Source organism: Rhodococcus sp. 2H158, assembly GCF_053764755.1.
This window is the reverse complement of record NZ_JBSNCE010000017.1, coordinates 66,468-79,938: the sequence shown is the minus strand read 5'-3', so window position 1 is coordinate 79,938 and position 13,471 is coordinate 66,468. Positions and strand designations below refer to the sequence as shown.

The 13,471-nt window shown below is 71.8% G+C and carries 13 protein-coding genes; 2 read left to right on the top strand and 11 right to left on the bottom strand.

From position 1 onward, the window contains the following. Positions 1–18: 18 nt before the first annotated feature. Together ACWPOB_RS17945 and ACWPOB_RS17940 are read right to left on the bottom strand one after the other, a co-directional pair. On the bottom strand, positions 19–1,509 hold the full coding sequence (locus ACWPOB_RS17945) for an amidase (RefSeq protein ID WP_455401652.1): 1,491 nt from the start codon (positions 1,507–1,509) through the stop codon (positions 19–21). 14 nt (positions 1,510–1,523) lie between these two features. Beyond that, on the bottom strand, positions 1,524–2,285 hold the full coding sequence (locus tag ACWPOB_RS17940; protein WP_029544462.1) for an acyltransferase: 762 nt from the start codon (positions 2,283–2,285) through the stop codon (positions 1,524–1,526). Positions 2,286–2,382: 97 nt separating this feature from the next. On the opposite strand from ACWPOB_RS17940, the gene ACWPOB_RS17935 reads away from it, so the two are divergent. Continuing rightward, positions 2,383–3,684: an outer membrane protein assembly factor BamB family protein gene (locus tag ACWPOB_RS17935; RefSeq protein WP_100058482.1), complete on the top strand. Its 1,302-nt coding sequence runs from the start codon at positions 2,383–2,385 to the stop codon at positions 3,682–3,684. 24 nt (positions 3,685–3,708) lie between these two features. Here ACWPOB_RS17935 and ACWPOB_RS17930 read toward each other — a convergent pair whose 3' ends face one another. From ACWPOB_RS17930 to ACWPOB_RS17900, 7 genes are all read right to left on the bottom strand, one after another. Then, the gene (locus tag ACWPOB_RS17930; protein WP_100058483.1) at positions 3,709–4,089 is read right to left on the bottom strand and encodes a VOC family protein; all 381 of its coding nucleotides are present in this window, start codon (positions 4,087–4,089) and stop codon (positions 3,709–3,711) included. Beyond that, positions 4,086–4,373 carry an ArsR/SmtB family transcription factor gene (locus ACWPOB_RS17925; RefSeq protein WP_006933181.1) on the bottom strand — a complete coding sequence of 96 codons (288 nt, stop codon included), beginning with the start codon at positions 4,371–4,373 and terminating at the stop codon, positions 4,086–4,088. The genes ACWPOB_RS17930 and ACWPOB_RS17925 overlap by 4 nt, the downstream gene beginning before the upstream one ends. A gap of 75 nt (positions 4,374–4,448) precedes the next feature. Then, a complete protein-coding gene (locus tag ACWPOB_RS17920; RefSeq protein WP_455401651.1) occupies positions 4,449–5,606 on the bottom strand; it encodes a THUMP-like domain-containing protein in 1,158 nt (385 codons plus the stop codon). Between the two features lies 1 nt (position 5,607). Then, complete coding sequence (locus ACWPOB_RS17915) at positions 5,608–6,585, bottom strand: class I SAM-dependent methyltransferase (protein WP_100058719.1); 978 nt, start codon at positions 6,583–6,585, stop codon at positions 5,608–5,610. A 53-nt stretch (positions 6,586–6,638) separates the two neighbouring features. Beyond that, positions 6,639–7,418, bottom strand: a complete 780-nt coding sequence (locus tag ACWPOB_RS17910) for an enoyl-CoA hydratase/isomerase family protein (protein ID WP_455401650.1) — start codon at positions 7,416–7,418, stop codon at positions 6,639–6,641. Between the two features lie 10 nt (positions 7,419–7,428). Next, the gene (locus ACWPOB_RS17905; RefSeq protein WP_455401649.1) at positions 7,429–8,262 is read right to left on the bottom strand and encodes an NUDIX hydrolase; all 834 of its coding nucleotides are present in this window, start codon (positions 8,260–8,262) and stop codon (positions 7,429–7,431) included. A 137-nt stretch (positions 8,263–8,399) separates the two neighbouring features. After that, positions 8,400–9,233: an ABC transporter ATP-binding protein gene (locus ACWPOB_RS17900; protein ID WP_100058128.1), complete on the bottom strand. Its 834-nt coding sequence runs from the start codon at positions 9,231–9,233 to the stop codon at positions 8,400–8,402. Positions 9,234–9,329: 96 nt separating this feature from the next. On the opposite strand from ACWPOB_RS17900, the gene glgX reads away from it, so the two are divergent. After that, complete coding sequence (glgX, locus tag ACWPOB_RS17895; protein ID WP_455401682.1) at positions 9,330–11,444, top strand: glycogen debranching protein GlgX; 2,115 nt, start codon at positions 9,330–9,332, stop codon at positions 11,442–11,444. Here glgX and ACWPOB_RS17890 read toward each other — a convergent pair whose 3' ends face one another. Continuing rightward, complete coding sequence (locus ACWPOB_RS17890) at positions 11,445–12,218, bottom strand: peptidyl-tRNA hydrolase (protein WP_455401681.1); 774 nt, start codon at positions 12,216–12,218, stop codon at positions 11,445–11,447. It abuts the gene before it with no gap. Positions 12,219–12,246: 28 nt separating this feature from the next. Then, entirely contained in the window at positions 12,247–13,461 is a 1,215-nt protein-coding gene (serB, locus tag ACWPOB_RS17885; RefSeq protein WP_455401680.1) for a phosphoserine phosphatase SerB, read from the bottom strand. Between the last annotated feature and the right edge of the window lie 10 nt (positions 13,462–13,471).

Sequence of the window (13,471 nt, the reverse complement as noted above, 5' to 3'; positions counted from 1 at the left end):
CGGCGTTGCCGGCCCGGGTCACCGGGACGGCAGCAGCGGAGGCTCGCGGTGTGCCCAGGGCCGGGCCCGCTCGAGCTGTGCCGCGAGCGACAGCAGCAGTCCCTCCGAGCCCAGCGGCCCGAGAAACTGCACGCCCAACGGCAATCCCGCCGCGGTCCAGTGCAGTGGCACCGAGATCGCCGGGCGCCCGGTGATGTTCGCGAGCTGGGTGTACGGCGTCCGGGCGAGGTTCTCGTCGACGATGCGGTCCATCAGCCCCGCCCACCGCGCCGCGCGGCCCAGCCGCGCCGTCACGATCAGGCGCGCGGCCCCCTGGAGCGCGGGCGGCGTGGCCAGTTCCCCCACGCGCGCCGGCGGATACGCCAGGGTCGGCGTGAGCAGCACGTCGTACCGCTCGTGGAACACGCCGAGCTGCTGCGTATACCCGTTCCACCGGCGCAGCGAGGCGAGATAGTCCGAGGGCCGCACGGAGTCGCCGAGCGCGGCGAGGAACCGCGTGTCGGGCTCGAACGCGTCGGGGGCGCACCCGGTGCGCTGGCGCGCCTGCCGGACATCGGCGGCGAGCCAGGCGAACCACATCGTCAGCCAGTCGGTGGACAGCCGCCGCTCGTCGATCCCCGTCGCCGCGGGTTCGACCGCGTGGCCCAGCTCGGCGAGCAGCGCCGCGGCGTCCTCGACGGCCGTGACGGCCTCCGGGTCGACGCCGGTGCCGATCGGGGAGTCCGTCGCGAACCCGATGCGCAGCGTCCGCGGTGGGGTACTCGCCGCGGACGCATACGACTCCTGCGGTGCCGCCGTGAGATAGGGCCCGTTCGGGTCCGGACCGGCCAGCACGTCGAGCATGGCTGCCGCGTCGCGCACCGTGCGCGTGACGACCCCGTTGCTGACCGCCCCGTGCCGGTCCTCGTCCACCTCGGGACCGCTCGGCACCAGGCCCCGGCCCGGTTTGAGGCCGACCAGCCCGCAGCAGGCGGCCGGAATGCGGATCGAGCCGCCGCCGTCGTTCGCGCCGGCCGCCGGGACCACGCCGGCGGCGACCGCCGCCGCGGATCCGCCGGAGGACCCGCCCGGCGTGTGCGCGGGATTCCACGGATTGCGGGTGGGACCGTTCGCCACCGGCTCGGTCACCCCCTTGACCCCGAACTCCGGAGTGTTCGTCTTGCCGAAGAGGACGAGGCCCGCGTCCAGCCAGCGATCGACGACCACCGCATTGCGCGCGGCGGGCAGCTCCGCCAGGGACCTGCTCCCGCTCCCGGTCGGAACCCCCGCGACGTCCTGGAGAAGATCCTTGACCAGGAACGGCACACCCGCGAACGGACCCTCGAGGCGTTCCCCGGCCCGGCTGCGCGCCTGCTCGTCGAGCCGGCGTACGACGGCGTTCAGTGTGGGCTCCACCGCCTCGAGCCGGGCGAGGGCCGCGTCGAGCAGTTCGCGCGGCGTGACCTCGCGGCGGGTGACGAGTTCGGCGAGCCCCACGGCGTCGTAGCGGCGGTAGTCGGCGTAGTCCATCGCAGGCGCCCGGATCAGGAACCGGGTTCCGCCGCCGGTTCGCGGCCTGCCTTCTTGCGCGCGATGTCCTCGAGCGCGGCGACGTACGCGGCCCGGTCGGCGGCACCGGACTCCCAGTCCGTGCGGCGGTTCCTGACCACCTTGGCCGGCGATCCGACCGCGATGCTGTAGTCCGGGATGTCGCCCTTGACCACCGCGTGCGCGCCGAGGACGCAGCCGCGGCCGGTGCGGGTGCCGCGCAGCACCGTGACCTTCGTCGCGATCCAGGTGTCGGGTCCGATCCGCACGGGGCTCTTGACGATCCCCTGATCCTTGATCGGGTACGTGATGTCCTCGGTGCGGTGGTCGAAGTCGCAGATGTAGCACCAGTCGGCGACGAGCGTGGAGGCGCCGATCTCGATGTCGAGGTAGGTGTTGACGACGTTGTCCTTGCCGAAGACCACCTTGTCGCCGATGCGCAGCGACCCCTCGTGACAGCGGATGGCGTTGCCGTCGCCGATGTGCACCCACCGGCCGATCTCGAGCCGGGACAGCTCGGGGACGGAATGGATCTCGACGTTCTTGCCGAGGAACACCATGCCGCGCAGGATCACGTGCGGGTTGGCGAGCTTGAACTTGGCGAGCCGGTAGTACCGGACCAGGTACCACGGCGTGTACGCCTTGTGCGCCAGCACCCATCGCAGCGAATCGACGGTCAGGAATCGGGCCTGATCGGGGTCCCGCCGACGAGAACCCCGCCACCTCGTGCGCAACGGTGCGCCCCACATGCTCGTCATGGTTGCCAGCGTACGGTCCGCCTCGCGCATCGAGTGCGCCACCCGGCCCGATAGTGTGGCCCATCGGGTCATTCGAGCCATGGCGAGGAGATGAGTGATGCGGGCTGCCCTGCGGACGGTGATGCTGACGGCCTCGGCGGCACTGGTGTTGACCGGATGCGGCAGCGACGGCGGCCCGGTCGACGTCTTCGCCGCCGGGGCGTGGCCGGGTCGGTACGCCGACGCCCGCAACAGCAACACCGCGACCGCCGACGGGCTGCGCGACCTCGCGCCCGCCTGGTCACGTCCGGTCGGCGGCGCCGTCACCGCGCCCGCGAGCGTCGCGGCGAACGGGCAGATCTTCGTCACCGCCGCGACCACCGCCGGCTGCAACCTCGTCTCGTTCCAGATCGACACCGGCCGCAAGCGCTGGTGCACCCGCCTCGCGCCGGGTGTCACCGGGGTGACTCCCACCGCCGACGGCGTGGCCAACATCTACGTCGGCGAGGAGGGGGCGATGGTGTCGTTCAACGAGCACGGCCAGCGGCGCTGGCGGATCCCGGTGAGCGGGACGCCGGGCACCGCGCAGTTCACCGGTGACGGAAACCTCGTGTTCGTCACGCATTTCGGTCAGGTCAACGTGCTCGACCCGCAGACCGGCAGGCACGCCGCCCCGATCTTCGACCTCGTGCCCACCCCCGGGGTGGCGGACGGGACGAACGTGCCGCGGTTGCCCAACGACCACGGTCTGGCCGCATGTTTCGGCGGATCGGAGGACTGCCCGGTGGCCACCACCCCGGCGGTCGATCTCGGGACCGGCCGGATTCTGGTGACGCTGTGGCGGCCGGGCGCCGATCGCGCCGCCGTCGTGTCGATGCGCTACACCGGCGGCGACGATGCGCGGGTGGTCGAGGAGTGGTCGCAGACGGAGCTTCCGGGCGGCGCGACGACCAGTCCCGTGCTGTCCGCGGACGGCGCCACGGTGTACGTGCACGACGGCGAGGGAGCCCTGTGGGCCCTCGACGCCGGGACCGGGACGCCGCGGTGGAGCCACGACCTCGGGTACACGGCCTCCACCGGACCGGCGGTGTCCGCCGACGGACTGCTGATCCTCGCGCCGGGGGGCCGGACCGGCGACCTGGCGGCGCTGCGCGACACCGGTGAGGCGGCCGAACTCGTGTGGCGCCGCGGCGACGTGCGCCAGCTGGGGGTACCGGCGCTGACCGCCGACGGCATCGGATACACGGTGGCCCGAGCCGACGACGGGTTGGCGGCGCTGGTGTTCGACGCCGCCAGCGGGGAGACGCTCGACGAGGAGACCCTGCCCGGCGCGGCCGGATTCTCGGTCGGCACCGCGGTCGGGCCGGTCGGCGAGTTCGTCACGGCGACGCTGCCGGGCGACGTGTACGTGCTCCGCTGACCTTTCGCCGCGGACGGCGATCGCTCAGCCGGCGATCTGGATGAGATTGCCGCAGGTGTCGTCGAAGACGGCGGTGGTGATGCCGCCCATCTCGAGGGGCTCCTGGGTGAATCGCACCCCGAGGCTGCGCAGCCGCTCGTACTCGGCGTGCACGTCGTCGACCGCGAACGAGGTGAACGGGATGCCGTCGGCGACGAGGGCCTCCTTGAACGGCCGGACGGCGGGATGGCCGTCGGGCTCGAGGACCAGTTCCGGTCCGTCCGGCTGCTGCGGCGAGACGACGGTGAGCCACCGCGCCTCGCCCAGGGGGACCTCGGTCTTCTTCACGAAACCCAGGACGTCGGTGTAGAAGGCGAGCGCCTTGTCCTGGTCGTCGACCAACACGCTGGTGAGAGTGACCTTCACTGCGACTCCTTTCGGTGCGCGACCGTCCATCGGTCGGCGAGGCCCTGCAGTGGTGCAACGTCCACGTGGTGGAACTTCGATCGCCCCTCGCGGCGGGTCCGGACCAGCCCGGCCTCCTCGAGGATCGCCAGGTGCTGCGAGATCGCCTGCCGGGACGAGCCCAAGCCGTGCCGCGAGATCAGTCGTGTGCACAGCTCGAACAGCGTCTGGCCGTCCCGGTCGACGAGCTCGTCGAGGATGGCCCGCCGGGTCGGATCCGCCAGCGCTTTGAAGACGTCGACCACACCGTCGAGAATACGCAAGTATTTGCTTGCATATCAAGACCCGCGCCGGAACGACCCACCCGGCCGGGGCACGGCTCAGCGACTGGGTTCGCAGACGAACGCCGTCGGGGTGCGGCCGATCCGCGTCAGCACGACGCTCAGCGACCGCGATCCGCGCAGCTTCAGCCGCGGCCGGAGCACCGCAGGATCGACGTCGACCCCCCGCACGAGAATCTCCGCCACCCCACAGTCCATCGACGAGAGCGCTTGCCGCAGCGCCTTTTCCGTGTACTTCAGTCGATCGAGGACGCGGAATCCCCGCACCCCCGCGGGGAGGGTGTCGCCGGTGAGATACGCGATCCGCGGATCGAGCTGCCACAGGCCGTGGGCGGCCGCGTAGTGCCGCACCAGCCCCGCACGCACGACCGCCCCGTCGGGATCGACGATCCACTCCCCCGGTTCCCGCTCGGGGATCTCGTCCGGCTGCGCGTCGGTGATCTCGAATACGGCGCCGTCCGAACGCAACACACTCGCCCGTCGCCGCACGCCCGGCGTGGCCAGACCCGGGGAGTACAGGCATGCCTCGCGGACACCGCCGTCGAGCGAGACCACCTCGACCTCCCCCGCCCAGTTCAGCGCATCGAAATCCAGTCCGGGGGCACACTTGACGGCCAGGTCGCGTCCGGCGTAAGCGTCGAGCAGGTCGGGCAGCGGCGGCATCAGGGCCGCCGGGTCGTGCGTGCGCCGGCCCTCGGAACGGCGGGCCGGATCGGCGATCACGGTGGTACCGCGGGTGATCGGGCGCAGCGCATCGGCGCGGGCCAGCGCCGCCGCGGGCACGTTGTGGGCGGACATCGCGAGGCGAACCGGGTCGAGATCGCTGCCGACCACCGCCTCCGCGACCCCCACCAGGGCCGCCAGCTCGGCACCGATCGAGCACGTCACGTCGTGGACGCACCGTCCGGCGAGCCGGCGGGCCCGGTGCGCGGCGACGGGCGCCGGCGTCGCCTGCTGCAGCGCGTCATCGGTGAACAGCCAGCCGCCGCCGGCGGGCAGCTTCGCGACCGCCCTGCGGCGCAACAGCACCGTCTCGGTCAGCGGCGCGGCCCGGCCGGCGAAACGCGTACGCGCCCAGCCGATGTCGGCTAGGCGCGTCCGCGTGGACAGCTCCCGGGCGGCCACCTCCGCGAGATCGACCGTGCCCTGCACCGAACGCAGGTACGCGACGTCGGCGAGGGTGAACTCGTAGCCCACACTACTTGCCGGGCTTCACGCCGGTGATCATGACGTTGTAGAAGAAGCTGCGCGGGACCACGTGCCTGAGGACCTTCTCGTCCACCCAGCTGAGCGTGCGCCACCCGCCGAACGCGAAGCGCGCCCAGCCCCAGCCCAGCTTCTCCGCGGGCACCGCGGCCTCGAACGTGCGGACCGGCCAGCCCAGCAGCGCGGCCGCGAACTCCTCGCTGCTCGCCTTCACCTCCACCGCGCCGGCCGAAGCCGCCGTCCGCTCCAGGTCCGACGGGTCGAAGGTGTGCAGGTCGACGACCGCCTCGAGCGCCGCGGCACGGGAGGACTCGTCGAGTTCGGCCTGCGGCCGCCGCCAGTCCCGCAGGAACGGCAGCTTCGTGACGTTGGTGGTGGCCTCCCACGTGAGGCGGCCGAGCCAGCGCGCGTAGAAGTTCCCGACCGTGCTGGGCTCGCCGGCGAAGACGAACCGGCCGCCCGGCCTCAGCACGCGCAGCACCTCCCGCAGCGACTGCTCGACGTCGGGGATGTGGTGCAGCACCGCGTGACCGACGACGAGGTCGAAGGTGTCGTCGTCGTACGGGATCGTCTCGGCGTCGGCCACCCGGCCGTCCACGTCGAGGCCGAGGTGCTCGGCGTTGCGCAGCGCCACCTTGACCATCCCGGGCGACAGGTCGGTGACCGAGCCGGTCCTCGCCACTCCGGCCTGCATGAGATTCAGCAGGAAGAAGCCGGTGCCGCAACCGAGTTCGAGGGCCCGCTCGTACGGCAGGGGCTGGTCACCGGCGGCGGCGTCGAAACGACCCTTCGCGTAGTCGATGCAGCGCTCGTCGTAGGAGATCGACCACTTCTCGTCGTAGGTCTCGGCCTCCCAGTCGTGGTAGAGCACCTGCGCGAGCTTGGTGTCCTGAAGGGCGGCCGCCACCTCCTCGGCAGTGGCGTGCGGGTTCGGCGCGGGGTCGACCCCGTCGGTCCTGCTTGCAGTCATGAAGGGCATCCTACCCATCGGTAAGGAATGAACAAGTTCCAGTTCCGGGGTGCCTACTCCCCGACGAACTCGGCCTTACCCGGGCCGTTGGCGACGAAGGACTCCATGCCGATCGCGCGGTCCTTCGTCGCGAACAGGCCGGCGAAGACGTGCTGCTCGATCTTCAGCCCTGTGTCCAGGTCGGTGTCGAGGCCCTGGTCGATCGCGGCTTTGGCCGCCGCCAGTGCGCGGGTGGCGCCCCGGCTGAACTGCGACGCCCACGCACGCGCCGCGTTGTACACCTCGTCCGGGGCGACGACCTCGTCGACCAGCCCCATCTGCAGGGCCTCGGCCGCACCGACGAAGCGGCCGGTGAACACCAGATCCTTCGCCTTCGACGGGCCGACGAGGCGGGCGAGGCGCTGGGTTCCGCCGCCGCCCGGGATGATGCCGAGCAGGATCTCCGGCACACCGACCTTCGCGTTGTCACCGGCGATCCGCCGGTCCGCACCCAGTGCGAGTTCCAGACCGCCTCCCAGCGCGTAGCCGGTGATCGCGGCCACCGTCGGCTTCGGGATCTCCGCCACCGACCCCAGCGCCGACTGCAGGTCCGCGATGATCTCGCTCATCTGCACGTAGCTCAGCTCGGCCATCTCCTTGATGTCCGCGCCGGCCGCGAACACCTTCTCACCGCCGTAGACGATCACCGCCTTGACGTCGGAGTTCACGGTCGCCTCGCGCGCAGCGGCCCGGATCTCCTCCTGCACCTGCCGGTTGAGTGCGTTCATCGGCGGCCGGTCGAGCCGGATGGTGCCGATACCGTCGGAGACCTCGAGTGTCACGAATTCAGCCATGAGGCACAGGCTAGTTGGCGCCCCGGGCGGCCCACGGATGCGGCCCCGCCTCGTAGTAGCCGTCCTGCTCGGGGAACTCCACCCGGAGCTGTCCCTCCCAGGTGATCCGGGTCGGCAGGATCGGCGTGATCTGCGGCTCCGCAGCGAGGATCTCCGCGACCGAGCCGAACCGTGACAGTGCCGTCAACTGGCTCCAGGTCGGGGGCAGCAGCACACTGCCGCCCTCCTGCCAGTGCGCGATCGCCTCCTCCGGAGTCTGCCACCGCACCTCGTCGGCCTCGCTCGTCTCGCCGTCGGCGATCTGTCCCTCGGGGGCCGCCGCGACGAAGAACCTCGTGTCGTAGCGACGACCCTCGCCGACCGGCGTGATCCAGTTCGACCACGGCCGCAACAGGTCCGCACGCAGCACCAGCCCCTCACGTTCGAGGAACTCGCCGAAGGTGAGCTCCCGAGCCTCGAGCTGCCTGCGGGCCTCCCCGAACGGCGTCGTGTCCGCCACCACGGTGTCCGGTGTCGCACCGGCGAGCAGCACCCCGCACTCCTCGAACGTCTCGCGCACGGCCGCGAGGACGAGCGCCTGCGCGAGAGTCTCGGAGGTGCCGAACCGCTCCGACCACCACGGCACGGGCGGTCCCGCCCACGCCACCGACGCAGCGCTGTCCGACGGGTCGACGCCACCTCCGGGAAACACCGTCATGCCGCCGGCGAACGCCATGCCGCGCACGCGCTGCAGCAGGAACACCTCGACGCCACGGTCGCCGTCCCGGACGAGGATCACCGTCGAGGCATCCTTGAGCGGCATCGCCGCTGCACCCGCGGATTCTCCCGAACGTTCGATAGCCATACTCCCAAGTTACGGCATGACGTGACGCACCACTCACCTACCCGGCCGCGGCTCCGCTCCGCTACGCGCGGCGGTGAACTCGGCCGCGGCTCCGCTCCGCTACGCGCGGCGGTGAACTCGGCCGCGGCTCCGCTCCGCTACGCGCGGCGGTGCCTCCCGGGCTGGTACCTGCGGCGCGCGAAGAACCGGCCGTCCACCTTGTCGAGAGTGATCGCCTGGCTGAACGCCTCGCTGAGGTTCTCACCCGTGATCACGTCGTCGAGCAGACCCTGCGCCACCACCTGCCCCTCCTTGAGCAGCATCGCGTGGGTGAAGCCGGGCGGGATCTCCTCCACGTGATGGGTGATCAGCACGATCGCCGGAGCGTCCGGGTCGGCCGCCAGCACGCCGAGCCGCGCCACGAGCTCCTCACGACCACCGAGGTCCAGGCCGGCGGCGGGCTCGTCGAGCAGCAGCAGCTCCGGATCCGTCATCAGCGCCCGGGCGATGAGCACGCGCTTGCGCTCACCCTCGGAAAGCGTGCCGTAGGTGCGGTCGGCGAGATGCTCGGCGCCGAGGCTTTCGAGCATCTCCACGGCGCGTGCGCTGTCCACGTCGTCGTACCGCTCGCGCCAGCGCCCCAGCACGCCGTACCCCGCCGAGATCACCAGGTCCACGACTTTCTCGTCGCCCGGCACGCGGTTCGCCAGCGCCGACGACGACATCCCGATCCGGGGCCGCAGCTCGGACAGGTCGGTCTTCCCGAACGTCTCCGCCAGCACGTGCGCCGTCCCCGATGTGGGGAATGTCTCCGCCGCGGCCACCCGCAGCAGCGACGTCTTGCCCGCGCCGTTCGGACCGAGGATCACCCAACGTTCGTCGAGTTCCACCTTCCAGGACACGGGACCGACGAGGACGTTGCCGCCCCGCCGCACGAGCACGTCGTCGAATTCGATGAGCAGATCGGGATCAGGTTTTGCCACGCCGACCATCTTTGCGTACGCGCACGACCGGTTCACGGCAGGATCGCTTCCGTGTCGTACCCCTCGCCTCCACCGCACCCCTCCCCCGCACCCGGCGAGCCGCCGGTGGGGCCTGCCGTCGCCCGGTCCGACGCCGGTCCCTTCCCGCTGGGCGCCTTCCCCGGCGACGACGGGACGCGGTTCGCCGTGCACGCGCCCCACGGCAGCCGTGTTCAGCTCTGCCTGATCGACGACGCCGGCCGCGAGGAACGCATCGACCTGCCGGACAAGACGTACGGCGTCTGGCACGGGGCGGTGCCGGGGGTCCGCCCGGGCCAGCGCTACGGCTACCGCGTGCACGGCGCGTGGCAGCCCCGGACCGGGCTACGTGCCAATCCGCACAAGCTGCTGCTCGACCCGTGGGGCCGGCAGCTGACGGGTGACATCGGCGACAGGGCCCGCTTGCTCGGCTACGAGCACAACCCGTTCGGCGATGCGTCGACCGTGGACTCCCTCGGCCACACACCGCTGTCGGTGGTGGCCGACAACCCCGGTCGGGCCCGGCACAACCGCCCCGGCACGCCGTGGGAGCAGACGGTGATCTACGAACTGCACGTCGGCTCCTACACCGCCCGCCATCCCGCCGTCCCCGAGCAGTGGCGCGGCACCTATCTGGGCCTGACGGCGCCGGCCGTGCTCGAACACCTCGTCGGCCTGGGTGTCACCGCCGTCGAACTGCTGCCCGTGCACGCCTTCCTTACCGAACCACCCGTACGGGATCGCGGCATGCGCAACCACTGGGGATACTCCACCGCGTCGTACTTCGCGCCCCATCCGGGCTACGCGGCCACCCCCGGCAACGAGATCGCGGAGTTCCGGACGATGGTCGACACGCTCCACGAGGCGGGCCTCGAGGTGATCCTCGACGTGGTCTACAACCACACCTGCGAATGGTCGGTGGACGGCCCGCACGTGTCCTGGCGCGGTCTCGACGCGCCCGGCTACTACCTCCTCGACGCCACCGGCCACGACATCGACCTGACAGGCTGCGGCAACACCGTCGACGGCAGTTCCCCGGTGGCGGTGCGGATGATCTGCGACAGCCTGCGGTACTGGGCGACGGAGATGGGCGTGGACGGCTTCCGGTTCGACCTGGCCAGCGCGCTCGCCCGCCCGCGAGGCGGCGACTTCGACCCCCGGGCGGCGGTGTTCACCGCGATCACCACGGACCCCGTCCTGACCCGGCTCAAGCTGATCGCCGAGCCCTGGGATGCGACCCTGCCCGGCTACCAGCTCGGCAACATCGGTCCCCAGTGGTCGGAGTGGAACGATCGTTACCGCGACTCGGTGCGGCGCTTCTGGGCGCGCGGTGCGGGAATCCGGGAGGTCGCCTCCCGGCTCGCGGGCTCGGAGGATCTCTACGGCCGGCACACCCACCGGCCGTGGATGTCGATCAACTTCGTCACCGCGCACGACGGCTTCACGATGGCCGACCTTGTCAGCTACCGGCGCAAGCACAACGAGGCCAACGGCGAACAGGGCCGTGACGGTAGCGACAACAACGAATCCGTCGACCACGGCGTCGAAGGGCCCACGGACGATCCGCGGATCGTGGCCGCCCGGGCCCGGCACGTGCGTGCGCTCCTCGCCACCCTGCTGCTGTCGACCGGCACCCCGATGCTGCTCGCCGGCGACGAGTTCGGGCACTCCCAGGGCGGCAACAACAATGCCTATTGCGTGCCCGCCGACGTCCCGGTCCGCGACGCCTGGCCACTCGACTGGGAGCACGCGGACCAGGAACTCGTCGAGTTCGTGCGGCAGACGTTGCGTCTGCGCAAAGTGGTGCCGGTGCTGCGTCAGGGCCGCTTCTTCGACGGCAGGGCCCGCCAGGTCGGCTACCCCGACCTGGTGTGGTTCGGCGCGGACGGAAGGGAACTGCAGGAGGCGGACTGGCTCGACGAGAACCGGCGGACGCTGCAGGCGTGGGTGGACGGCTCGCAACTGGGCACGGTCACCCGCGCGGGCGTTCCGCTGAGGGACAGCAGCGGCCTGCTCGTGCTGCACGCCGGCGGCCCCACCACCCTGACCCTCGGCCGGGCCGAGTGGTACCACGGTGCGATGGTGTGCGCCTTCGACTCGAGCTCCGTCGACGGGGAACCCGCGGATCTCACGCCGCTGCCCGCCGGCTCGACCTTCCCGCTGACCGGGCCGACGCTGCTGGTGTTCCGGATCGCGACGTGATCAGCCGGGGACGGCGACGACCGTCACCGACCCCGGCGCCACCTCGGTGAATCCCGCGTCCCGCACCGCCACGGCGGTGCCGGCGTCGACTCGCTCCGTCAGGTGCCGCCACCGGACGGGGTCGGCGTCGCGCACGGCACACACGAACCCGGAGTCGGCCCATGCGCCGGCGCGCTCGACGTCCAGGGCTCCGGCCAACAGCATCGCGGCGTGGCCGACCTGTGCCGCGGCCTTCCCGACGGTCATGCCGAGCGCGGCGTCGATCCACAGCACCGGAACTCCGGCGGGCGGATCGTCCGGGGTGTCGTGGGGCAGATCGGTGCCGCCGATCTGCAGCCGTGAGATGCGCGGATCGAGAGCGCCGACGGGCCCCGGGACCAGTGCCCGGGCGTGTGCCCCTCGGTGTTCGACGGTGATTCCGTCGACCTCCTGCGCGGCGCGCCACTGGGCGCCGCGGGCGCGGCGGCTGACCTTGCGGATGCGCGCGTCGGTCCACGCGAGGTAGGGCTCGTGCCACGGGCCGGGTTCGCCGGCCGGCCCGGTCCCGACACGCGGGTCCAGGCACAGCGCGATCGTCGCCATCGCAGCGGCCTCGAGCAGCGCGCTACGGGAGGGCGGATCCTGCTTGGGGATGTGCAGCACGATCGGCATCGCGAGTACCGCCCCCGGGTCCTCCGGGTCCGGTCGATGCCCGTAGCCGCGGGCGAGGACACCGTGGCGAGCCACGAAATCCGCACCGTGGCGAGCCACGAAATCCGCACCGTGGCGAGCCACGACATCGGGACCGAGCGGTGCCGTGGCCTCAGGCACCGGTGTCGAGGGGCACGCGGCGCAAGGTGCCGTCGACCCGGTCGGCGGCCTCCACCTCGTCGCGGGTGACGCCGAGGACGAACAGCACCGCGTCCAGGTACGGGTGGGACAGCGCGGTGTCCGCGACCTCGCGCAGCGCCGGCTTGGCGTTGAAGGCGATACCGAGCCCTGCCGCGCCGAGCATGTCGATGTCGTTGGCGCCGTCGCCGACCGCGACGGTCTGCTCGATCGGCACGCCGGCCTCGGCGGCGAACTCCCGCAGGGCACGGGCCTTGGCGGCGCGGTCCACCACCTCGCCGACGACGCGGCCGGTGAGCTTGCCGTCGACGATCTCGAGCGTGTTGGCCCGGACGAAGTCCAGTTCGAGTTCGTGGGCGAGGCCGTCGATGACCTGCCGGAAGCCACCGGAGACGACGCCGCATCGGAAGCCGAGTCGGCGCAGCGTGCGGATGGTGGTCCGGGCGCCGGGGGTGAGCTCGAGGTTCTCGGCGACCTCGTCGATCACCGATGCGGGCAACCCGGCGAGGGTCGCCACCCGCTGGTTCAGCGATTCGGTGAAGTCGATCTCCCCGCGCATCGCGGCCTCGGTGACGGCGCGGACCTTGTCCTCCACGCCGGCGTGCGCGGCGAGCATCTCGATGACCTCGCCCTGGACGAGGGTGGAGTCGACGTCGAACACGATCAGCCGCTTCGAGCGGCGGGCGAGACCGGCGCGCTCGACGGCGATGTCGACGTTGAGGCCCGCGGCGACCTCGGCGAGCCCGGCGCGCAACCGGACGTCGGCCTCGGCGCCGGGGTCGGCCGCGGTCACCATGAGTTCGAGACCTGTCACCGGATAGTCGGCGATGCCCCGGATCGAGTCGATGTTGGCGCCCTGCCGCGCGAGCTCACGACCCACCGAGCGCAACGCCCGGGCGCTGACGGGACTGCCGAGGACCACGACGGCGTGGGTGGACACGGTCGAGCCGATACCCGGCTCGACACCGGTCTGCACCTGGGCGTGCATGCCGATGGTGGCCATGGCGGCCTCGATCTCGTCCTGCAGGGCATCGGGATCGGCGGGGCAGGAGACCAGCACGCCGAGGGTGAGCCGGCCACGGATCACGACCTGCTCGACGTCGAGCAGATCGACCTCGTGCCGGGTGAGCGCCGCGAAGAGCACAGAGGTCACGCCGGGATGGTCCGGCCCCGTCACAGTCACCAGCATCGCGGTGTCA